The sequence below is a fragment of the Mesorhizobium sp. M0174 genome (genome assembly GCF_040322275.1).
In the GTDB taxonomy this organism is placed as follows: Bacteria; Pseudomonadota; Alphaproteobacteria; order Rhizobiales; family Rhizobiaceae; genus Mesorhizobium.
Window position 1 is genome coordinate 378,986 of record NZ_JAMYTB010000005.1, and the last position, 21,996, is coordinate 400,981.

Annotated in this window: 16 protein-coding genes; 10 read left to right on the forward strand and 6 right to left on the reverse strand. The window is 63.3% G+C overall.

All coding sequences use genetic code 11. From position 1 onward, the window contains the following. The first annotated feature begins 42 nt into the window (after positions 1–42). Together acs and NKJ13_RS14060 are read left to right on the forward strand one after the other, a co-directional pair. The gene (acs, locus tag NKJ13_RS14055; protein WP_352504876.1) at positions 43–1,998 is read left to right on the forward strand and encodes an acetate--CoA ligase; all 1,956 of its coding nucleotides are present in this window, start codon (positions 43–45) and stop codon (positions 1,996–1,998) included. Next, on the forward strand, positions 1,998–2,741 hold the full coding sequence (locus tag NKJ13_RS14060; protein ID WP_352504875.1) for an MOSC domain-containing protein: 744 nt from the start codon (positions 1,998–2,000) through the stop codon (positions 2,739–2,741). Before acs ends, NKJ13_RS14060 begins: the two co-directional genes overlap by 1 nt. Here NKJ13_RS14060 and NKJ13_RS14065 read toward each other — a convergent pair whose 3' ends face one another. From NKJ13_RS14065 to NKJ13_RS14075, 3 genes are all read right to left on the reverse strand, one after another. Then, positions 2,742–4,010 carry a class I SAM-dependent methyltransferase gene (locus NKJ13_RS14065; RefSeq protein WP_352504874.1) on the reverse strand — a complete coding sequence of 423 codons (1,269 nt, stop codon included), beginning with the start codon at positions 4,008–4,010 and terminating at the stop codon, positions 2,742–2,744. It abuts the gene before it with no gap. A 387-nt stretch (positions 4,011–4,397) separates the two neighbouring features. Further along, positions 4,398–5,759, reverse strand: coding sequence for a pilus assembly protein TadG-related protein (locus tag NKJ13_RS14070; RefSeq protein WP_352479566.1), 1,362 nt, complete (start codon positions 5,757–5,759; stop codon positions 4,398–4,400). 329 nt (positions 5,760–6,088) lie between these two features. Continuing rightward, positions 6,089–6,958, reverse strand: a complete 870-nt coding sequence (locus NKJ13_RS14075; RefSeq protein WP_352740041.1) for a transglutaminase-like domain-containing protein — start codon at positions 6,956–6,958, stop codon at positions 6,089–6,091. A gap of 179 nt (positions 6,959–7,137) precedes the next feature. Here NKJ13_RS14075 and NKJ13_RS14080 point away from each other — a divergent pair, with 179 nt between their 5' ends. Further along, entirely contained in the window at positions 7,138–7,809 is a 672-nt protein-coding gene (locus tag NKJ13_RS14080) for an HAD-IA family hydrolase (RefSeq protein WP_352648897.1), read from the forward strand. A gap of 19 nt (positions 7,810–7,828) precedes the next feature. Here the strand turns inward: NKJ13_RS14080 and NKJ13_RS14085 are convergent, their stop codons facing one another. Then, positions 7,829–8,041, reverse strand: a complete 213-nt coding sequence (locus tag NKJ13_RS14085) for a DUF1674 domain-containing protein (RefSeq protein WP_352648896.1) — start codon at positions 8,039–8,041, stop codon at positions 7,829–7,831. A 117-nt stretch (positions 8,042–8,158) separates the two neighbouring features. Here NKJ13_RS14085 and htpX point away from each other — a divergent pair, with 117 nt between their 5' ends. The 5 genes from htpX (at position 8,159) to purH (ending at position 14,436) form a co-directional block, all read left to right on the forward strand. Further along, the gene (gene htpX, locus NKJ13_RS14090) at positions 8,159–9,175 is read left to right on the forward strand and encodes a zinc metalloprotease HtpX (protein ID WP_352504870.1); all 1,017 of its coding nucleotides are present in this window, start codon (positions 8,159–8,161) and stop codon (positions 9,173–9,175) included. Beyond that, positions 9,172–9,498 carry a hypothetical protein gene (locus NKJ13_RS14095; RefSeq protein ID WP_352740043.1) on the forward strand — a complete coding sequence of 109 codons (327 nt, stop codon included), beginning with the start codon at positions 9,172–9,174 and terminating at the stop codon, positions 9,496–9,498. Before htpX ends, NKJ13_RS14095 begins: the two co-directional genes overlap by 4 nt. Further along, positions 9,495–10,841 carry an RsmB/NOP family class I SAM-dependent RNA methyltransferase gene (locus NKJ13_RS14100; protein ID WP_352740045.1) on the forward strand — a complete coding sequence of 449 codons (1,347 nt, stop codon included), beginning with the start codon at positions 9,495–9,497 and terminating at the stop codon, positions 10,839–10,841. The genes NKJ13_RS14095 and NKJ13_RS14100 overlap by 4 nt, the downstream gene beginning before the upstream one ends. 145 nt (positions 10,842–10,986) lie before the next feature. Next, positions 10,987–12,735, forward strand: coding sequence for a heparinase II/III family protein (locus NKJ13_RS14105; RefSeq protein ID WP_352740047.1), 1,749 nt, complete (start codon positions 10,987–10,989; stop codon positions 12,733–12,735). Positions 12,736–12,819: 84 nt separating this feature from the next. Next, entirely contained in the window at positions 12,820–14,436 is a 1,617-nt protein-coding gene (gene purH, locus NKJ13_RS14110; protein ID WP_352740049.1) for a bifunctional phosphoribosylaminoimidazolecarboxamide formyltransferase/IMP cyclohydrolase, read from the forward strand. A 39-nt stretch (positions 14,437–14,475) separates the two neighbouring features. On the opposite strand, the gene NKJ13_RS14115 is transcribed toward purH, so the two are convergent. Both NKJ13_RS14115 and NKJ13_RS14120 read right to left on the reverse strand, forming a co-directional pair. Next, positions 14,476–15,852, reverse strand: coding sequence for an MFS transporter (locus tag NKJ13_RS14115; RefSeq protein WP_352740051.1), 1,377 nt, complete (start codon positions 15,850–15,852; stop codon positions 14,476–14,478). A 189-nt stretch (positions 15,853–16,041) separates the two neighbouring features. After that, the gene (locus NKJ13_RS14120; RefSeq protein ID WP_352777846.1) at positions 16,042–20,838 is read right to left on the reverse strand and encodes an NAD-glutamate dehydrogenase; all 4,797 of its coding nucleotides are present in this window, start codon (positions 20,836–20,838) and stop codon (positions 16,042–16,044) included. A gap of 131 nt (positions 20,839–20,969) precedes the next feature. Here NKJ13_RS14120 and NKJ13_RS14125 point away from each other — a divergent pair, with 131 nt between their 5' ends. Continuing rightward, complete coding sequence (locus NKJ13_RS14125) at positions 20,970–21,533, forward strand: peroxidase-related enzyme (protein WP_254817739.1); 564 nt, start codon at positions 20,970–20,972, stop codon at positions 21,531–21,533. A 137-nt stretch (positions 21,534–21,670) separates the two neighbouring features. Further along, a complete protein-coding gene (locus NKJ13_RS14130) occupies positions 21,671–21,994 on the forward strand; it encodes a YciI family protein (RefSeq protein WP_254817740.1) in 324 nt (107 codons plus the stop codon). Positions 21,995–21,996: the final 2 nt, after the last annotated feature.

A 21,996-nucleotide genomic window follows, 5' to 3' on the forward strand; every position in this document is an offset into this window, starting at 1 on the left:
CGGTCAAGCCGGCGGTTTGGTTTTGGGGAGGAAGGCGAAGAAATGTCCGATGTTCATGTCCATCGCGTCCAGCCGGCGTGGAAGAAGAACGCGCTGATTGACAATGACACCTACCTGAAATGGTACGCCGACAGCGTCAAGAACCCGGACAAGTTCTGGGGCACGCACGGCAAGCGCATCGACTGGTTCAAGCCCTACAGCAAGGTCAAGAACACGTCCTTCGACGGCAAGGTTTCGATCAAATGGTTCGAGGATGGCCAGACAAACGTTTCCTGGAACTGCATCGACCGGCATCTGAAGAAGCGCGGCGAACAGACCGCCATCATCTGGGAAGGCGACAACCCCTACGACGACAGGAAGATCACCTATAACGAACTTCACGCACATGTCTGCCGCCTCGCCAATGTGATGAAGAAGCACGGCGTCAAGAAGGGCGACCGCGTCACCATCTACATGCCGATGATCCCGGAGGCCGCTTATGCGATGCTCGCCTGCACGCGCATCGGCGCCATTCATTCGGTCGTCTTCGGCGGCTTTTCGCCGGACGCGCTGGCCGGACGCATCGACGACTGCAAGTCGACCTTCGTCATTACCGCCGACGAAGGCCTGCGCGGCGGCAAGACTATCCCGCTGAAGGACAACACCGACAAGGCGATCGAGATCGCCGCCAAGGCCGGAACGAAAGTCGAAAAGGTCTTGGTCGTGCGCCGCACCGGCGGCAAGACCGGCTGGGCCGCCGGGCGCGACGTCTGGTACCATGACGAGGTCGCCACGGTTAAGGCCGAATGCAAGCCCGAGAAGATGAATGCCGAGGACCCGCTGTTCATCCTCTACACATCCGGCTCGACCGGCAAGCCGAAGGGCGTGCTGCACACCACCGCCGGCTATCTCGTCTATGTCTCGATGACCCACCAATATGTATTCGACTATCATGACGGCGACATCTACTGGTGCACCGCAGATGTCGGCTGGGTCACCGGTCACAGCTATATCGTCTACGGGCCGCTCGCCAACGGCGCCACCACGCTGATGTTCGAAGGCGTGCCGAACTACCCGTCGCAGTCGCGTTTCTGGGACGTGATCGACAAGCACAAGGTCAACATCTTCTACACGGCGCCGACGGCGTTGCGTGCGCTGATGGGCGCCGGCGATGCCCATGTCACCAAAACGTCGCGCAAGTCGCTGCGCGTGCTGGGCACCGTCGGCGAGCCGATCAATCCGGAAGCCTGGGAGTGGTATTTCAACGTCGTCGGCAACGGCAAGGTGCCGATCGTCGACACCTGGTGGCAGACCGAGACCGGCGGCATCATGATCACGCCGGTTCCGGGCGCCACCCACCTCAAGGCGGGTTCGGCGACGCGGCCCTTCTTTGGCGTCAAGCCGCAGCTGGTCGACGCCGACGGCAAGGTACTGGAAGGCGAAGCCAGCGGCAATCTTTGCATTGCCGACTCATGGCCGGGCCAGATGCGCACCGTCTATGGCGATCACGACCGCTTCGTGCAGACCTATTTCTCGACTTACAAGGGCAGGTACTTCACCGGCGACGGCTGCCGCCGCGATGCTGACGGCTACTACTGGATCACCGGCCGGGTCGACGACGTCATCAACGTCTCCGGCCACCGCATGGGCACCGCCGAGGTCGAATCGGCGCTGGTTTCGCATGAGAAGGTCTCGGAGGCCGCCGTCGTCGGCTACCCGCACGATATCAAGGGCCAGGGCATCTACTGCTATGTCACGCTGATGGCCGGCGAGACGCCAAGCGAGGAATTGCGCCAGGAGCTCGTCGTCCATGTCCGCAAGGAGATCGGCGCCATCGCTTCGCCCGACAAGATCCAGTTCGCGCCCGGCCTGCCGAAGACCCGTTCCGGCAAGATCATGCGGCGCATCCTGCGCAAGATCGCCGAGGATGATTTTGCCGCGCTCGGCGACACCTCGACGCTCGCCGATCCGGCAGTCGTCGACGACCTGATCGCCAACCGGCAAAACAAGAAGGGCTGATGCAACCCGCATTGGGCGCCGTCACCGAGCTTTGGCGCTATCCCGCGAGCTCGCTCGCCGGCGAGTTTCAGGAGGCGATCTCCGTCGACTGGTATACCGTCGAAGGCGACCGCCTGTTTGGTCTTGTCGATACCTCGACCGATGAAATCGCACGGCCCGACCGCGAAGCGAAATGGCACAAGGTGCCCCGCATCCGCACCCGGCTGTCGCAGGCCGGCAGGCTGGAGGTCGCCATCCCCGACGGACGCTGGCTTTCGGCACCTGGCGCGCAAAGTGATCGCGCGGTTTCCGCGTATCTCGGCTTTGCGGCTTCCATCCGGCCGTTCCGCCGGGAAAATGCGGCTCCGGATTACGCCGGCCCTCTGCTGACGGAACGCTATGTCAAAGCCCCTATTCATCTGCTGACCACCGCCTCACTGGCGCGTTTGAAAGTGCTGCATCCAGAGGGCACCGCCGACGCGCGCCGCTTCCGCCCCAACATCGTCGTCGATATGCCGGAGGTCGAGGGGTCGTTCCCCGAGACGGAATGGATCGGGCGCAAGCTGGCAATCGGCGACCTGCTCCTGACCATCTCCGAGCCGTGCCGCCGCTGCGGCTTCACCATCATTGGCCAGGACGGGTTGGACCACGACCCGGCAATCCTGCGCAGCCTGGTCCGCCACAACGCCCATAATCTCGGCGTCTACTGCACCGTCGATCGACCGGCCCGCGTCGAGATCGGCGCCACGATGCGCCTCCTGTAGCTATCGGTACAAATCCGCCCGCGTCGGCGGCAGGCCGCTCGGCCCACGCGCGCGCCTTGTGGCGACGGTCTGGAAAACCTGCGCCGATGCACGTTCGAAAGTAATCGAGCAGCCGGTGAGATAAAGCAGCCAGAGCCGCGCCTTGGCTTCGCCGACCTCAGCGATGGCTTCGTCAAAACGTGCGTGGAGACGCTCTGCCCATAGCCTGCAGGTGCGCGCATAGTGCTCGCGCAAGTTTTCGACGTCGTAGACGAGGAAGCCGTGCGCCTCGAGATTGCCGAGCGTCATGCCGATCGTATCGAGTTCGCCGCCCGGAAAAATGTATTTGATCAGCGCCTTGAATTCCGGCCCCTTTCGCAGCGTCTTCTTCAAGCTGCCCTTGTCGCGCCGGGTGATGGCGTGGTGCAGATAGATGCCGCCGGGCTTGAGCAGGCGATGGATCCTCGAGAAATAGGCCGCATGGTTGGCAAGCCCCAGATGCTCGAACATGCCGATCGACGAGATCTTGTCGAAGGAGCCGGACAGCTCGGCATAGGACTTGATCTCGATGGTGATGCGGTCCTCCAGCCCCGCGGCGCGGATGCGTTCGCGGGCGAGCTCGGTCTGTGCCTCCGACAGCGAAACACCGTGGCCGACGACGCCATAATTCTTCACCGCATGGATGAGCATCGCTCCCCAGCCGCAGCCGATGTCGAGCAGTTTTTCGCCGGGCTTCAGCCGAAGCTTGCGGCAGATATGGTCGAGCTTGTCTCTTTGGGCCTGATCGATATCGTTGGCGAAATCCTTGAAATAGCCGCAGCTATAGACCATGCGCTCGTCGAGGAAGAGCCGGTAGAATGCGTTGGAAATATCGTAGTGATGCTGGATTGCCTCCCGGCTCGAACCGCTGACGAAAGGATTGCGGCCGGAAAGATCGGTTCGCGCCGTCATCTGTTTTCGCGAAAACAGCACCGCCGGCAGGTCGCGCAGGATCGCCAGCTTCGGCAACGTCTTGAGCTTCGTCCTGAGCTTGCCGTGCGTGGGCAAGGCGTAGAAATCAAACAGCGATCCGTCTTCGACGTCGACCGCCTTGGCAATCCACATCTCGATCAGCGTCGATAAAGAGGGCCGACGTACGATCTGCCAGACGATGTCCTGGTCGTTGATAGTGAGCACCGGGCCGGTAGCCGGGCCGATCCGCTCGCCTGTCCACAGCCTCACCGCGAAACCCGGTTTCAGCGTTTCGATGACCGTCCGAACAATCCGGGCCGCTCTTTCGGCTGCCTCCATCCCCATCCTCCCTTACCCGGCAAAAAGCGGCCCGGAACAATCGCGGCTCGATCTTGCCTGCCGGATCGGCCGGCCGCAAGCCGCCCGAGTGCACAAGCACGCTTGTTCAGGATTTTCGAGTGCCCCGCCTTGCCATTTGCCGGATGACACCCCATCATGAGCAAGTGTTCAACAAATCGAAAGGAGGTGATCCGATGTCGAGTGATTTCGTTTTCCAGAACGTGGCCTCAGCGGATCGCACTTTCGGGAAGCAGTCTTCCCGTTAAGGCGCGAGATGCGCGGCTGGCGACCAACCGTCGCAGCCAGGAGCCGCGCCATGGACGGAAACACGGAAGGCCGCCGACTTCGCAAGAAGCGGCGGCCTTTTCCTTTTTGGGCTGTTGTCCCTTATTTGGTTACGCTCAACATCTCGACGTTGCGCGCTATGTCCTGGAAAGCCTGGTTGAGTTCGGTTCCATTGGCAGCTTGGTAGAAGTGCTTGATCTTGGTGGTGTCCGGGCTCGCGCAATCCTGGAGCGTCGCCTTGGCATTCGTTTCGTTTAGGTCAAATCCAATAGTGAAGATCTCGATGCCCTTGTCGCGCATGGCAGCGCAAAGTTTCTTGGCTGCCGTGCGGGTCGGCTCCTTGCCGGCGTCATTGTAAACGTCGCTCACCGTGCTCGCATCGAAGTAGGACAGGTTGAATTCGCCGTCGGTCATCAGGATCGCGATTTTGGCGACCTTTTTTGGATCCATCTTGGCCGGCCGCTGCGAAGTCCTCATTATGCTCCCCCAGCTCTCCGAGAGCATGTACCAGGTCCACTGCACGCCGATATGGCCGGCAGTGCCGCCGGAGGCGACGAAATTCTTGATGACCGTCTTGAGCGCCGTCGCATCGGCCGTCAGCGGCATCAGCGTGGCGGCCGGGCAGGCGGCGGTGCCGGTTTGCCAGGCGAAGGACGACAGCAGGTAGTCGCGGTTGACCATGCTGGCGTCGGGGCCTGCGTCCGAATACTGGTAGGTCCCCTTGCGTTCTGTGGCGCAATTATCGGGACGGATGAAGCCCGAGACATACTGCACGGCGTCATTGGCCGGCGCCTGTTTGCGTTGGCTGGCGGTGGTTTCCACATAGACGCTGCTGGTGGCAAGTGTACCGGCATTCACCGAATTGGCATAAGGCACGATGGCAACCCGCACGCGCGGTTTGGACGGGTCCTGACCGCCCAGGAAGCTGTCGACAGCATTCGCCGCAGCCGTCCGCAGATCGATGATTTTCTGGCCTGCCATCGAGCCGGTAACATCGAGCATCATCGCGACTTCGATCTGCTTGTCCGAATAGAGAGCCGTCGTCGATGCGGGAACGCGCTGCATGCTACCCGTGCTGAAAAGCGGGAAATAATAGCTGACATTGACATGAACGTCCGCCTGAACGGTCTTGGCGATTCGGTCGACAGTCAGTTTGTCGAGAACGATCTGATTGTCCTGCAGGATACCCGCCGTGCTGTTGGCATCGAGAAAGGCCTGCACCGATTTGCTGGCGTCAGCCTCGCTGATGACGCTGGTCGTCAGGTCGCGGGCCGTCGAGGTGACCGCAGCATCGACGACGCCTTGCAGGCTCGATTTCACATTGTAGAGTTGGGAGACGTTGACGGCAAAGCCGACGCTCAGCGCCAGTACTGAGCCGATTATACCAAACAGCACCGCGAAATTTCCGCTGCGATCCCCGGCAAACCCGCCGATCGCCTGAACAAGACCCCCGAAACGCCGCATTCCTTCCGCCTCCATTCGCTACAGCCTGCAGCTGTCCGAACGCGCATTGCAGGAATCCGGCCGGATCGCGCCGCCGGGCGCGGGAAAGCGAGCGCCCCCCGCTCAGGGCATTGTTTCCAAACGGTTTCGAGCAGCGACAAGGTAAACAGCGGGTAAACGAAAGCCGCGTCGGCGCGGCTTTGTTCACAAAGCGCTTACCACGATCCGGCTCGCAATTCGGAACGGCCGGACTGCGTCCCGATCCGGTACAGACGAGATGTCTCGAACCGGATCAGCACGACCGCGATGACGGGACGTGGAAACATGGGCTGTGAACGTCTCCGGGAGGATTAGGCCAGCACCCGTGCGGTGACGGTCCTGTCGAGGCCGCGATAGGGCGGCTTGAACAGGTTGCCTTCCTGCTCGTACGTCCAGACCTTGAACAGGCTGAGCCGGTGCGGGCCGAAACTGTGCAACAGCGGCACGTCGGTGGCGTCGCGGCCACGCGCAATGACGACACGGCCGATTCTCGGCACGTTGTGGCGAGGATCGAACGTGTACCACTTGCTGTCGAGGAACACTTCCATCCAGGCCGAGAAGTCCATCGGCGCCGGATCGGCGGGCACGCCGATATCGCCGAGATAGCCGTTCACGTAGCGGGCCGGGATATTCATGCAGCGGCAGAGCGTGATCGCCAGATGGGCAAAGTCGCGGCAGACGCCGACGCGTTCCTCATGCGCCTGCGCCGCCGTGCGGGTCGAGCGCGCATAACCGTAGCCGAAGGACAGGCGGTTGTGGACATAGTCGACGATCGCCTGCACCCGCGCCCAGCCCGGCGGAAGCTGGCCGAACAGTTGCCAGGCCAGGTCGCCGAGATGGTCGGTCTCGCAGTAACGGCTGCCGAGCAGATAGCCGAGCACCTCGTCCGGCAATTCGGCGACCGGAACTTCCCTGGCCAGCGTGTTGACTTCGTCCGTCTCACCGCTGTCCTCGACCACCGCGTCATAGAGGATGCGAAAGCTTCCGGCCGGCGCCGTGAAGCGGCGGCAGCTATTGCCGAAAAGATCGTGGTAGACCCTGGTCGGGACCGACGGCGAGGTCAGCACGCGGGTCTGACGCTTGATGTCGACCTGGCGATCCGTGTGGATCTCGAGCAGCGAAACAATCGGCGTGGCTGCAGCGCATTCAATGCCAATTTCATAGCCGAGCCTGATCAGCATCGCCGTCCCCCTACGATCGTCATGGAAGATAGTGCTGGTCAACGCAGGAGAGTGCGCGGCGGTTCCTTGCGAACGTCGAAAACGACGCCTCGCGGCTTCCCATACGGACGCGGTAACGTTACGGTCGATCGACACGCGTCCTTCGAAAATAATCCCTCCAGGATGACCCGGGAAAACCGATGTTTGCAGGCAGAAAATTTGCGGCCTTCCTGTTCGATATGGACGGCACGATTCTCAATTCGATTGCCGCGGCGGAAAGGGTCTGGGCAGCTTGGGCGCATCGGCAAGGTCTTGACGTCGCCGCATTCCTGCCGACCATCCACGGCGTGCGGGCGATCGAGACCATCGGCCGGCTGGCGCTGCCAGGCGTCGATCCTGCCCGCGAAGCCGATGCGCTTTTGCAGGCCGAGGCAGCCGATGTCGAGGGCATTCGCCCGATCGCCGGCGCCGCGGCGTTCCTCGCATCGCTGCCGCCTGGGAGTTGGGCGATCGCCACCTCCGCGCCGCGGGAACTCGCCCTGCTGCGCCTGCAGGCCGCCGGCATTCCGGCTCCCGCCGTGATCGTTGCGGCGGAGGACGTGGCCCGCGGCAAGCCGGCGCCCGACTGCTTCCGGCTGGCGGCCGAACGGCTCGGCGTCGATGTGCGCGACTGCCTCGTCTTCGAGGACGCGCCGGCCGGCATAGCGGCAGCCGAAGCCGCGGGTGCCGCAATCGTGGTGATCAGCGCCACGCACCGGCATCCCTTGCAGACGCCGCATGCCGCTATCGGCGGCTATGACGCGATCGGCATCGCCGTCGATGCCAGCGGCTGGATCGCCATCGAAGCGGAGCGGACGGCGCAGCCCGCGTAGTTTGGCGCCGCTGCGTGGGCTAAAAGTCGCTGGTCAGGCCCTTGACCTCCCAGTCGCCGTAGCGTCCAGGCTCCTTGCCGCCGCGCCCGCCGATCTCCCTCGGCAGCGTGGCTTCCGTCTCGCGATATTTTTGCCGCCGGGCCTCGGCCTCCGCCAAAGCGCGCCGGGCTGCCGGCGTCAGCGCCTTTTGCGGCGCGTGGTGAGCCTGTGTTTGGTTGGATTCGTCGATCATGCGATCTTCCGGTAGATTGAAAAAGGCCCCCGATTGAAACGAGAACCGCTGTTTCCCATCATATAGCGATGGGTCCACAAGGGATCGACCCCTTTGTTGGGCAGAACGGAGCAGACAATGAACACCCTTCGCACCGCCATGCTTTTGGCCGCAATGACGGCCCTGTTCATGGGCGTCGGTTATCTGGTCGGCGGATCCGGCGGCATGATGATCGCCTTGCTGATCGCTGCCGGCACCAATCTGTTCAGCTATTGGAACGCCGACAAGATGGTGCTGGCGATGCACCGAGCGATCGAGGTCGACGAAAGCAACGCGCCTGAATATTACGCCATCGTGCAGGGCCTCGCCCGACGCGCCGGTCTGCCGATGCCGAGGACCTATCTCATCGACAATCCGCAGCCCAATGCCTTCGCCACCGGCCGCAATCCGCAAAATGCCGCTGTCGCCGCCAGCACTGGCCTGCTCGAGCGGCTATCGCATGAAGAAGTCGCGGCGGTGATGGCGCACGAGCTCGCCCATGTGCAGCACCGCGATACGCTGACCATGACGATCGTCGCCACCTTCGCCGGCGCAATTTCGATGCTCGGCAATTTCGCCTTCTTCTTCGGCGGTAACCGCGACAACAACAATTCCTTCGGCATCGTCGGCGTGCTGGTGGCAATGATCGTCGCGCCTTTGGCCGCCATGATCGTGCAGATGGCGGTGAGCCGCACTCGCGAATACGAGGCCGACCGGCGCGGTGCCGAAATCTGTGGACACCCGCTGTGGCTCGCCTCGGCGCTTGACAAGATCGCCCGTGGCGCCGAACGCATCCGCAACCCGGATGCCGAGCGCAATCCGGCAACCGCCCATCTCTTCATCATCAATCCTCTTTCCGGCGAGCGCATGGACAATTTGTTCTCCACCCACCCGAGCACCGAAAACCGCATCGCCGCTCTGCAGCGGATGGCGCAACAGATGGCCGGCGCACCCGAAGCGGCCGCGACGCCAAGCCCCGCGCCGGACGGGATCGGGCAGCAGCCGTCGGGTCCGTGGGAAAGGGCCGCCCGGCCCGAAAGGCCGGCCGAGCCGGCCAGGCCGAAACCCAATCCCTGGGGACGCAATCCGACCGGGCCTAAAGGTCCGTGGTCGTGACGAGCGCGACAGACAAAAAAGGCGGGATCTCGCTGGCGGAAATACGCGATCTTTGTGCAAGGCACTGGAACCCTATCGGCATACCGATGGCGAACATGGAAACATCAAGTGAACTGGAATTTCGTCCGCTTCCTGAAAACGAATATGACACCTATCTCCACCACATCATTCGATTTGTAGGGGATGGTGCATCTCCAAAGCAAGTCGCAGACTATGTTGACACGGTTGAGAAAGACTACATTCAGGTGACCTCACCCCTAGGAAGCAAAGAAGATTTTGTCAGCGCCATATTTAAACTAGTCAACCGATCGCCGACACAATGAGGCCAACTCACAGTGAGGCTTCAGAAGCTCGCGGTCTCGCCGCGCGCAAGGCAGCCGCGCGCCTGCTTGCCGCCGTCGTTGACGCGAAAACGCCACTCGACGGGCTGACCGACCACGAGAACGGCCATCCGCAATACAAGGCGCTCGACTTGCGCGACCGCGCCTTGGTGCGCGCCATTCTGGTCACCGCCCTGCGCTACCGCATGACCATATCAGGCCTGTTGGCCCGCCGCCTGGAAAAGCCGCTGCCGCCCAACGCCACGGCGCTTTCGCACATCTTGCATGTGGCGGCGGCGCAGATCCTGTTCCTCGATGTTCCCGACAGCGCCGCCGTCGACCTCGCCGTGACCCACGCCAAGTCCGATCCGCGCACGGCGCGCTTTTCCGGCCTCGTCAACGGCGTACTGCGTACGTTGGCGCGGGCCAAGCAGGATGAGCTCGCGGCGGCGGTTGCGGCCACCGACGAGGCGCCAAAATGGTTTTCCGACCGTTTGAAAACCGTCTACGGCATCGACAAGACCAGGCAGATACTGCTCGCCCATCGCCATGAGGCGCCGGTCGATTTCACCGTCAAGTCGGACCCGGCGCTGTGGGCCGAACGGCTCGGCGGCTTCGTCCTGCCGACCGGCACGGTGCGCGTGGAAAAGCTCAGCGCTTCCGTGACCGAACTGCCCGGCTTTGGGGAAGGCGCCTGGTGGGTTCAGGATGCAGCGGCCAGCCTGCCGGCCCGGCTGTTCGGCGACATCAATGGTTTGCGAATCGCCGACCTCTGTGCCGCGCCGGGCGGCAAGACCGCCCAGCTGATCCTCGCCGGCGCCCACGTCACCGCACTCGACATGTCCAGAACACGGCTGGCGCGGCTGACGCAGAATCTCGAACGGCTCGGCCTGTCCGCGGAGATCGCCCACGTCGATCTGCTCAAATACGAGCCGAAGGAGCTCTTCAACGGCGTGCTCCTCGACGCACCTTGCTCTTCGACAGGCACGGTACGGCGGCATCCCGACGTTCCCTGGACGAAGACGGCGGCCGACGTCGAAAAACTGGCCGACCTGCAACGCCGGCTGCTTGCCCGGGCCGTCACCCTGGTCAAGCCTGGCGGACGCATCGTCTTTTCCAACTGTTCGCTCGATCCGCTCGAAGGCGAAGAGCTTTATCGCGGCTTTATCGCCGGCAATGCGGAAATCATCGACGACCCGCTTCGGCCGGGTGAGATCGCCGGCATCGACCCGTTCCTGACGCCGCAAGGCACGTTGCGCACCACGCCTGCCGACCTGGAGCTTGGCTCCCCTGCCCGTTCCGGGCTGGACGGCTTCTTCGCCGCCCGCATGCGCAGAGCCGGCTAAGGGCAGATATCGAAGCGCGTCCGGCCTTTTGGAGCAAGGAGGCACGGAAAACAGGCTGAACGGCCACGCTGCCGCGGAATTCGCCTTCGCACAAGTTCTTGAATCATATAAACTTGTGCCTGGGTGAGGACGATCAGGAGAGATTTTGGCAATCGCTGCCGGTAACACGACGCGTCTGTGGACGCTTGTCGCGAGGGAGTTCTGGCGCAAGGCGCGCCGGCGCTTGCGTGCCGGACCACTCTATCGCTGGCGCTACTCAGGCCGCACGCCGGAGCGCGTCCTGATCGCCCCGCCGGACCTGCGCTTCGCCGATCCTCAGATCGCGCTCGAGATCTATTACGGCCGCTATCCGCTTTCGGGGCATCTGGTCGAGACCGGCGGCAAATCGCCCTTCCAGATCGACGTGCCCAATCCCGGCTGGCAAAAGACGCTGCATGGCTTTCGCTGGCTGCGCCACATGCGTGCCGCGGGTACCGAGCTCGCCGCCGCCAACGCGCGGGCGTTGGTTTCCGACTGGATTGCAATCCATGGCAGCCATATTTCCGGCGTCGCCTGGGAGCCCGGCACGACGGCCAAGCGCGTCATTGCCTGGCTGCAGCATTCCTCGATCGTGTTGCAGGGCGCCGAATTTCCGTTCTACCGCGCCTTCCTGAAATCGCTTGCCGTCCAGATCCGCTATCTGCGCGCCATGGCGCGCGAGATGCCGGACGGCAAGGACAGGCTGCGCGCGCGCATTGCGCTGGCCTTTGCCGCTTTGTCGCTGCCGGCGCCGGCCTCGGCGCTGCGCGGTGCCACCCGCAGTCTCGCAGAGGAGATCGACCGCCAGATCCTGCCTGACGGCGGCCATATCTCGCGCAATCCGATGGTCGTGCTTGAAATCCTCGCCGACCTTCTGCCGTTGCGCCAGACATACGCCAATCAGGCCGAGACACCGCCGGCCGCCCTGATCGGCGCCATCGACCGGATGCTGCCGGCGCTGCGCTTCTTTCGCCATCAGGATGGCAGCCTTGCCCGCTTCAACGGCATGGGCGCCACCATCCACGACCGTATCGCCAGCATCCTGCATCACGACGACACCGCCGGCGCACCATTGCTGCACGCGCCGCATTCGGGTTATGAGCGCCTGTCGATGGGGGGTGTCACCGTGATCGCCGATACCGGACCACCGCCGCCCGTCGACGTGTCCAATGCCGCTCACGCCGGGTGCCTCGCCTTCGAATTGTCGTCGGGCCGCCAGCACTATATCGTCAACGCCGGCATAGACACCTATGGCGCCGCCGAGTTCCGGCCGCTTGCCCGCGCCACCGCCGCCCATTCGACCGCCACCATCAACGACACGTCGTCGGCGCGCTTCAACCACTCCCTGCGCGTCAACGACCTGCTCGGCACGCCTTTGATCGGCGGACCGCAGCATGTGCCTTGCAAGCGCACCGACCAGAAGGGCAGCCAGGGCTTCATCGCCCGCCATGACGGCTATGTGGCGCGCTTCGGCTTCCTGCATGAGCGCGAGCTGAAATTATCGACCGAAGGCAATGTGCTTGCCGGCAGGGACCGCTTCCTGCGGCCGGGCGGCGCCTCTATCCGCAACAATGGCCGTGATTTCGTCACGGTGCGTTTCCATGTCCATCCCGACATAAACCTGCTCCAGGATGAGCATGACCGTCTGGTGCTGGCCGCCGACCATGCCGACACCTGGGTGTTTACCTCCACCGAAGTGGCACCCGAGGTCGAGGAATCGATCTATTTCGCCGGGCTCGGCGGCCCGCGCCGCAGCTGGCAGATCGTGCTTGCGTTCAAAGCCTCGGAGATTTCCGAGGTCCACTGGCAATTGACGCGGACTACTATCGGTGGTCATCCGGAAAAAGCTGAAGCCAGTGGCAACGGCAAACACTGATCAAGCCTTGCTGCTTGATTTCCGGGCCTCATGTGCTACGGCCCGCGGACGCTCTCCAACCAGAACTGGAAAGGCCGCCAGCCCATGGCCGTCGCCGCCAAGAACATTCCCGCGCCCGACCTTGTTCCGATCCGTCGCGCGCTGCTCTCCGTCTTCGACAAGACCGGCCTGATCGACTTCGGCAAGGCGCTGGCTTCGGCCGGCGTCGAGCTGGTTTCGACCGGCGGCACCGCAAAGGCGATCGCCGAGGCCGGCATGGCCGTGCGCGACGTATCCGAGCTCACCGGCTTTCCCGAGATCATGGACGGCCGCGTCAAGACGCTGCACCCGTCGGTGCATGGCGCACTGCTCGGCGTGCGCGACGATCCCGAGCACGTCGCTGCGATGCGCGACCACGGCATCGAGCCTATAGATCTCGTCGTCTCCAATCTCTATCCATTCGAAGAGGTGCGCCGCTCCGGCGCCGACTACGCGGCGATCGTCGAGAACATCGACATTGGCGGCCCGGCGATGATCCGTGCCTCGGCCAAGAACCACGCCTATGTCGGTATCGTCACCGACCCTGACGACTATGCCTCGGTGCTCAACGCGCTGGAGATGAATTTCGGCTCGTTGTCGCTGGATTTCCGCAAGAAGCTGGCAGCCAAGGCCTTTGCCCGTACTGCCACCTACGATGCGGCGATCTCGGGATGGTTCGCCGAGGCGCTCGAGATCGAGCATCCGACATGGCGCGCTTTCGGCGGCAAGCTGCAATCGGTGATGCGCTATGGCGAAAACCCGCATCAGGGCGCCGGCTTCTATGTCAATGGCGACAGGCGGCCGGGCGTCGCTACGGCGCGCCAGCTTCAGGGCAAGCAGCTTTCCTACAACAACATCAACGACACCGACGCCGCCTTCGAGCTGGTCGGCGAATTCGATCCGACCCGCTCCGCCGCAATTGCCATCATCAAGCACGCCAACCCGTGCGGCGTCGCCGAAGCCGCTTCGCTGCACGCGGCCTATGCCAAGGCGCTGGCCTGCGATCCGGTCTCTGCCTTCGGCGGCATCGTCGCCATGAACCGCATCCTCGACGCCGGAACCGCCGAAGAGATCGTCAAGACCTTTACCGAAGTGATCATCGCACCAGAGGCGTCCGAGGAAGCAGTCCGCATCATTGCCGCCAAGAAGAATCTACGCCTGCTGGTTACCGGCGGCCTGCCCGACCCGCGCGCGGCGGGCCTTGGCTTGAAATCGGTTGCCGGCGGCTTGCTGGTCCAGGGCCGCGACAATGCGGTGGTCGATGACCTCGACCTGAAAGTGGTGACCAGCCGCGCTCCGACGCCGGCTGAATTGGCCGATCTGAAATTCGCCTTTCGCGTGGCAAAGCACGTCAAGTCGAACGCCATAGTCTATGCCAGGGATGGCGCTACAGTCGGCATCGGCGCCGGCCAGATGAGCCGGGTCGATTCCTCGCGCATCGCCGCGCGCAAGGCGCTCGACGCGGCCGAGGCTGCCGGTCTGACGGAGCCTTTGACCAAAGGCTCGGTCGTCGCCTCGGATGCCTTTTTCCCGTTCGCGGATGGGCTTTTGTCGGCAATCGAAGCCGGCGCCACCGCCGTCATTCAGCCCGGCGGCTCGATGCGCGACGACGATGTCATCGCCGCCGCCGATGCTCACGGCATCGCCATGGTGTTTACCGGCGTGAGGCATTTCAGGCATTGAACTCCCTCCCTTCCCTCTGTGGGAGAAGGGACGAGCAGATCACTCCGCCGGCCGATCCGCCGGATAGGGCGTGCCGATCAGGATCGCCATGCCCGCGCCGAGGAACAGCACGATCGCCGCCATGCCGAGCCGCGCCGAGCCGCTAGCCAGGGTGATCGTGGCCACCATGAAAGGTGCGGCAAAACTGGTCGCTCGGCCGGCCAGCGCATAGATGCCGAAATAGCGGCCCGATTCGGCCGCGGAGACGCTGCGCGCCATGTAGGAGCGCGACGAAGCCTGCACCGGCCCGAAAGCAAGCCCGATCAGCAGGCCGTAGAAAATGTAGGCTTTTTCCGCCGCCGTACCGAACAATCCGCCGCCGTCCAGGCCGGGCATCACCCAGGCGCCGAACAGCGTATAGCCCGGGCCGGTCGAGACGATGCCGAGCGTGGCGATGCTCAGCATGACCAGCGAAATCATCACTATGGACTTGGAACCCAGCGCCGTGTCGAGGCGTGCGGCAACCAGGCATCCGACTATGGCGACGACGTTGAGGATGATGCCGAACAGGCCGATCTCGGTAATCGACCAATGGAACATTGCCGCCGCAAACGTTCCGCCCAACGCCAGCAGCGCGTTGACGCCGTCCTGATAGATCATGCGGGCGACGAGAAAGCGAAAAATGCCGCTGCGCTTGCGCACTTCGGCCAGCGTCGACTTGAGTTCCGACAGTCCCTCGCGCACCGCCGGCCCGATTGGAATGCCTTTGATTGCATCCGGCGTGAAGAAGAACATCGGCAGGATGAACAGGAAATACCAGGCCGCCGACAACGGTCCGGTGGCGCGCGCGTCCTCGCCGAGCCTGGGATCGAGGCCGAAGATCGGGTCCAGCCCAACAACGGTCTTGCCGGTTTCAGGCGAGCCGGCCATGACGGTAACGACGAAGATCAGTGCGATCATGCCGCCGAGATAGCCGAGCCCCCAGGCCATGTTCGAGATCCTGCCGATGTCGCTCTTCGGCACCAGGCGGGGCATCATCGAATCATTGAACACGGTCGAGAATTCCGCCGCGACCGACGCCAGCGAGAACAACGCCACGATCAGAAAAAGATCAGAGCCGGGCGCGGCGAACCACAGTAGGGTGAGGCAGGTGATCTTGACCGCGGCGAAGAAGGCTATCCACGGCTTTCGCGGTCCGGTCTGGTCGGCAATCGAACCGAGGACCGGCGACAAAACGGCAATGACGAGGCCGGCGGCGGCAATGCCGTAGCCCCAGGCCGCTTGCCCGGTCTCGGGATTGCTGGCCATGCGCGAGACGAAATAAGGACCGAAGATGAAGGTAGTGACGACCGTGAAAAACGGCTGTGCCGCCCAGTCGAACAGCATCCATCCCCAGATGCCGCGTCCCGACGCCCGCTGCACTGCCATCTCAGCCATGTCCCCTCCGCTGGAGCTTGCTCAATACTGATCGAATCGGAATGACGCTTCCACCTTGTTGTTGAGCACGATCTTGTCCAAAAGCCGATCGTTAGGTTCGGCATCATGCTCCGGCGCTCCCAAAAGCAGCGCGCCGTTCGCTCTATTGCGCAGTTCTTCCCGGCAATCCCGCGCGATATGGAAGACGTCTCACAGCCCCGTCAGATCGCTCATCAGGCCGGACGCCACCGACAGCCGCGACACGGTGATGTCGCCGCCCTCGGTCAGCGCCTGCAGCCGCTCGCGGATGCGTCCGACCCGTTCGCCGCCGGCCTCCAGCCATGCCGCCACCGGATCCGCCGCCTCGGCATGGCCGGTGAGTGCCGCCACGGCGATGCCGCGCCTGGCCGCGCCGATCGTGTCGGTGGCACGGGAAAGCGCCAGTTGATCGTAATAATCCGAGGGGGTGATCGAGCGCGCCGCATCTTCGACGCGCGGGATGCGGAAGACATCGCTGACCGCGAAAAACGCCTTGGCAGCAGCGACGATGCCAGCATTCGCCGTCCGCGCCGTCAGGGCAATGTCGGGGATGAGTTCCGCCACATCGGTCAACGCCAGTTGTTCGGCAAGGCTCCCCGGCGCGCCGCCCTTCGACAGATTGTGCCGCCGCTCTTCGATCCGCTCGCGCGAGAAGGCCGGCAGCAGCGAAACCAGCTTCGACTCCAGCGCCTTGCGCGCGTCCTGCAACTCGGCGATCCGCTGCCCGAGCGGCGCGGTGCCGGCATCGTTCTTCAGGTACCAGCCGCTCGTCACATAGATCAGCCGGCTGACCGCCTGATAAAGGTCGAGCTGGATCTGCCCGTCGATTTGGTTGTCGAGCGCGTCGATCTGGCGATAGAGCGCCGGCAGCGCAAATCCATCCCGAACCACGGCGAAGGTGCGCACGACATCGGCGGCACTGCGGCCGGTTGTTTCCTGCAGCCTGTTGACGAAGGACGGACCGCCGCGATTGACCAGATCATTGGCGACGACACGGGCGATGATCTCGCGGCGCAGCCGATGGCCGTGGATTTCTCCCGCATATCTCTTTGCCATGCGATCGGGGAAATAGCCCATGAGATCACGGTCGAAATGCGGATCGTCGGGCACGTCGCTGGCGACGATATCGGAAAACAGCGCGATCTTGGCATAGGCAAGCAGCACGCCGAGCTCGGCCCGGGTCAGCGGCTCGCCGCGCGTCTCGCGCTCGACAAGGGCCGCCGGCGACGGCAGCGCCTCGACGGCACGGTCGAGCAGTCCGCGCGCCTCCAGCGCCGCCATGAAGCGGCTCTGATGGGCGATGTCGGCGAGGCCCCGCTTGCGGGCAAGCGACAGCGCCAGCGTCTGCTGGTAATTGTTGGACAGCACCAGGGCGCTGACCTCATTGGTCATCTCGGCCAGCAATTTGTTGCGCGCCGGCCGGGTCAACGATCCCTTGCGCATCGCGGAAGCCAGCGCGATCTTGATGTTGACCTCGACGTCGGAACAGTTCACGCCGCCCGAATTGTCGATCGCGTCTGAGTTGCAGCGGCCGCCATTCAATCCGAATTCGATGCGCGCCCGCTGCGTGACGCCGAGATTGGCGCCCTCGCCGATCACCTTGGCGCGCAGGTCGAGCGCGGTGATGCGGATCGCGTCATTGGCACGGTCGCCGACATCCTGGTTGGTCTCGCCCGATGCTCTGACATAGGTGCCGATGCCGCCGAACCACAAAAGGTCTGCCGGCGCCTTGAGGATGGCACTCATGATCTCGACCGGCGTGGCCGTTGTCTTGCCGAGGCCGATCGCTGCAGCCGCGGCGGCCGGCAAGGTGATCGACTTCTGGCTGCGCGAGACGATGATGCCACCTTCGGACAGCTTCGTCTTGTCGTAATCCTGCCAGCTTGAGCGGGCGAGAGCGAACATACGCCGGCGCTCGGCCATCGAAGCCGCCATGTCGGGATCGGGATCGATGAAGATGTCGCGATGATCGAAGGCGGCGATCAGTCGGGTCTGCTCCGACAGCAGCATGCCGTTGCCGAACACGTCGCCTGACATGTCGCCAACGCCGACGACGGTGAACGGAGTGGTTTGGATGTCGCGGTTCATCTCGCGAAAATGCCGCTTGACCGCTTCCCAGGCGCCCTTGGCGGTGATGCCCATCTTCTTGTGGTCGTAACCGGCCGAACCGCCGCTGGCGAAAGCGTCGTCGAGCCAGAAGCCGTGCTTTTCACTGATGGCGTTGGCGATGTCCGAGAAGGTCGCCGTGCCCTTGTCCGCGGCGACGACGAAATAGGGATCGTCCTGGTCGCGCCGCACCACGCCCGCCGGCGGGATGACGCCGTCCAGGCCGATATTGTCGGTGATCGACAACAGGCTGGAAACGTAATTCTTGTAGGCGGCTGTGCCGGCCTCGAAAATGGCGTCGCGCCCGGCGCTCATCGGCAGCTTTTTCGGGTAGAAACCGCCCTTGGCGCCAACCGGCACGATCACCGCATTCTTGACCTGCTGTGCCTTGACCAGGCCGAGCACTTCGGTGCGATAGTCCTGGGCACGGTCCGACCAGCGCAGGCCGCCGCGCGCGACTGGGCCGAAGCGCAGATGCACACCCTCGACCTCAGAGCCATAGACGAAGATCTCCCGCCATGGCCGCGGCGCCGGCAGCCCGTCCACCGATTGCGAATCGAGCTTGATCGCCAGCGATTGGCCTTTCTCTTTCGTATCGGCAACGAAATGATTGGTGCGCAGCGAGGCCTCGATCAGGTTCAGATAACGGCGGATGATGGTGTCGTCATCAATGTTGGGAACGTCTTCCAGCGCATCCGTGATCTTGGCCTTCAAATGTTTGGCCTGGACGACACCTTCCGTTTCCGCCGTCGGGCCGAGGCGGGCGACGAACAGCGCATGCAGGCCGCGGGCGATCTCGGGATAGCGATTGAGCGCGGCGGCGATGAAATCCTGGCTCTGCGGGATACCGGCCTGCTGCAGATAGCGGCCATAGGCGCGCAGGACGGTGATCTCGCCTGACCACAGGCCGGCGGTCTGGGCAAGGCCGTTATAGCCGTCATTGTCGACATCGCCGCGCCAGACGGAAAGGAACGCATCCTCGAACAGCGCGCCGCCATTGCCGAGGTCGATCGGCCTGCCGTAGCTGTTCTCGAGTTCCATGTCGTGGATGAAGACCATGCCGGATTGATTGTCGCCGACCTCGAAAGTGCGCTCGCTGATGACGCGGAAACCAATGTTTTCCAGCACCGGCACGCGCCGCGACAGCGCCACCGGGCTGCCGTGGTGATAGATCTTCAGCGCAGCCTGATGCGGCTTCTGGACGGCGTGACGGTAATAGTCGATGGCGATCGGATTTGACGCATCGAGCTTGGCGATGCGCCCGGCGTCGGCCAGCGCCACGGCCGGCGGAAAACTGTCGCGATAGCTTTCCGAAAAACGCGAGGCGATGGCCGTGAGTCTCGCATCGGCGCCGGTCTCTGTCGCGGTCTCGCGCAGTGCATCGTCCCAGGTCCGTACGATGTCGCGGATCGCCGCCTCGATCGTCGCCTGCTCGACCTTCGGCGTCTTGCCGCCGGAGCGGCCGATGATGAAATGGACACGCGCCAGCCCGCCTTCCGGGAACGCCGGATAATAGGCCGACAGCCGGCCTTCGAAGACGGTCTTCAGATACGTGCCGATCTTCTCACGCACGACGCTGTCGTAGCGGTCGCGCGGCACGAAGACGAGCACGGAGACGAAGCGGTCGAACTGGTCGACACGCACCAATGCCCTGACGCGCGGCCGCTCGATCAAGCCCAGGATGGCTTCGGCATGCTTGCGCAGGATCGGCACCGGAACCTGGAACAGCTCGTCGCGCGGATAGCTCTCCAGCACGTTGATCAATGCCTTGCCGGAATGGTCGCTTGGATTGAAGCCGGATTTGGCGATGACGGTTTCCGCCTTCGAGCGCAGATAGGGGATTTTCATCACCGAGCGCGTATAGGCAGTCGACGTGAACAGGCCGACGATGCGGAGCTCGCCCGAAAGCACGCCTTTGCCGGTGTAGGTCTTGACGCCGATGTAGTCGAGGTAGATGCGCCGGTGCACCGATGACTTGGCGTTGGCCTTGGTGACAATCAGCGGTTCCGGCCCATGCAGGAAAGCGCGGATTTCCGGCGTCGTGCTTACCGCTTCGGTGCCGCGCCTGAGCACCAGCACGTCGGGATCGGAAAGGATGCCGAGGCCGGGCTTTTCGGCCCGCTCGAGCATGCCGCTCGTCTCGCCGCCGGTGTAGTTGAATTCGCGCATGCCGAGAAAGGTGAAATTGTCGTCGCGCAGCCATTCGAGGAAGGCGATCGCCTCGGTGACATGGGCCTTGTCGAGCGGCACTGGCGAGTAGCGGAATTCCGAGATCGCCTGGTCGAGGCGGGCGAGCATCGGCTTCCAGTCGGTGACGGCGGCGCGCACTTGGCCGAGCAGCTTGGTCAGGCGTGCGGCCAGACCTTCAGCCTGCTCGGCCGAAAGGCGGCCGATATGGACATGGATGACGCTCAGCCGGTCATGGCTGTGGTCGCCCTTGGCATAACCCCCGTCGCCGAGGATTTCCTCGACGCCGTTTTTGCCGTGCCTGACGACTATGACCGGGTGGGTAACCAGCAGCGGCTCGCCCGCGCTCTCGGTGATTTCGCCGAGGACGGAATCAAACAGGAACGGCATGTTGTCGTTGACGACGGTGATCACCGTCATCGGCCGGCCCTGGCGGACGACACCGGAATCGACGTCTATAGCAACGACGCAGTCGTCCTTCTTGTGCCTGGCCACTGCGCGGCCGGCGAGTTCGGCAGCGCGTTCGAGATCGATGACGTCGTAGGCGGCGACATCTTCGGCCGGAGCTCGGGCCAGCAGGTAGTCGGCAAGCCTGCCGGGCTTTTCGCCACCCGCGGCTTCACCCCTCGTCAGGCCGGCTTTTTTCAACCGGCTCGCTGACTTTACACTGGCCATGAGTCCCTCCCGTCGCATGTTTTTGCGGCTATGCTAACAGATGACGGGTATTTGGCGACAAAGGTTTGACGGCTTGCGACGAAATGTCGGAATTCACCGGCAGCCTGGCGAAAAACGAGGAGAAATCCGCCATGACGGACAAAATCACCGCGCTTGACCTGGCACCGGCGGAGCTGAGCGACGCGACCAAGGCCTATTTCGCCAAATGCCGGGAGAAACTCGGCCTCGTTCCCAATGTGCTACTCGCCTATGCCTTCGACGAGAAGAAGCTGCGCGCTTTCACCGACATGTACAATGATTTGATGCTGGGTGAATCCGGCCTGTCGAAACTCGAGCGCGAGATGATCGCGGTCGCCGTCTCTTCGGTCAACCATTGCTACTATTGCCTGGCCGCGCATGGCGCGGCGGTGCGCCAGCTTTCCGGCGACCCCGCCTTCGGCGAGATGATGGTGATGAATTTTCGCGCCGCCAAGCTGTCGGACAGGCAACGCGCCATGCTCGAATTCGCGGTGAAGCTGACCGAGCAACCGGCAAAGATCGTCGAAGCGGACCGGGCGGCGCTGCGGCAAGTCGGCTTTTCCGACCGCGACATATGGGATGTCGCCTCGACCGCGGCATTCTTCAACATGTCGAACCGGCTGGCATCGGCAATCGATATGCGGCCGAACGATGAATACCACGCGATGGCGCGATAGGGCACCGCTGTTGCGAGCCAACCGCACATTATATTAGCTACTTCGCATTCTCGTTGCTTGTTTGCCGGTTTGGTCAGATGATCGGCATGCGGCATGACCGCATGCCGGTTCGATGCCGCCGATCAGAGGAGGAGAACATGGCGAAATTTCTCTACGTCTATCATGGCTCAGGCAAGATGCCGACCGAGGAGGCCGAACGGAAGGCAGCGATGGATGCCTGGACCGGCTGGTACGGCAAGCTCGGCTCAGCGGTGGTCGACGGTGGCAATCCAGTCGGCATGTCGAAGACCGTGCTGCCTGGCGGCAAGGTCGAGAACAACGGCGGCAGCAATCCGACCGCTGGTTACACCATCATCGAAGCAAAAGACATCGACGATGCCGTCGGCAAGGCCAAGGATTGTCCTATCTTGACCGACCCAGCCTTTAGTATCGAGATCGCGCCGATCATCGAAATGGGTTGACG

Excerpts from the sequence above, each read along its gene's own strand:
- NKJ13_RS14070 (WP_352479566.1), bottom strand. The coding sequence starts at position 5,759 with ATGCGGCGTTTCGGGGGTCTTGTTCAGGCGATCGGCGGGTTTGCCGGG.
- acs (WP_352504876.1), top strand. The coding sequence starts at position 43 with ATGTCCGATGTTCATGTCCATCGCGTCCAGCCGGCGTGGAAGAAGAAC.
- NKJ13_RS14120 (WP_352777846.1), bottom strand. The coding sequence starts at position 20,838 with ATGGCCAGTGTAAAGTCAGCGAGCCGGTTGAAAAAAGCCGGCCTGACG.
- NKJ13_RS14080 (WP_352648897.1), top strand. The coding sequence starts at position 7,138 with ATGTTTGCAGGCAGAAAATTTGCGGCCTTCCTGTTCGATATGGACGGC.
- NKJ13_RS14115 (WP_352740051.1), bottom strand. The coding sequence starts at position 15,852 with ATGGCTGAGATGGCAGTGCAGCGGGCGTCGGGACGCGGCATCTGGGGA.
- NKJ13_RS14060 (WP_352504875.1), top strand. The coding sequence starts at position 1,998 with ATGCAACCCGCATTGGGCGCCGTCACCGAGCTTTGGCGCTATCCCGCG.
- NKJ13_RS14130 (WP_254817740.1), top strand. The coding sequence starts at position 21,671 with ATGGCGAAATTTCTCTACGTCTATCATGGCTCAGGCAAGATGCCGACC.
- NKJ13_RS14085 (WP_352648896.1), bottom strand. The coding sequence starts at position 8,041 with ATGATCGACGAATCCAACCAAACACAGGCTCACCACGCGCCGCAAAAG.
- NKJ13_RS14100 (WP_352740045.1), top strand. The coding sequence starts at position 9,495 with ATGAGGCCAACTCACAGTGAGGCTTCAGAAGCTCGCGGTCTCGCCGCG.
- NKJ13_RS14065 (WP_352504874.1), bottom strand. The coding sequence starts at position 4,010 with ATGGAGGCAGCCGAAAGAGCGGCCCGGATTGTTCGGACGGTCATCGAA.
- NKJ13_RS14075 (WP_352740041.1), bottom strand. The coding sequence starts at position 6,958 with ATGCTGATCAGGCTCGGCTATGAAATTGGCATTGAATGCGCTGCAGCC.
- NKJ13_RS14125 (WP_254817739.1), top strand. The coding sequence starts at position 20,970 with ATGACGGACAAAATCACCGCGCTTGACCTGGCACCGGCGGAGCTGAGC.
- htpX (WP_352504870.1), top strand. The coding sequence starts at position 8,159 with ATGAACACCCTTCGCACCGCCATGCTTTTGGCCGCAATGACGGCCCTG.
- purH (WP_352740049.1), top strand. The coding sequence starts at position 12,820 with ATGGCCGTCGCCGCCAAGAACATTCCCGCGCCCGACCTTGTTCCGATC.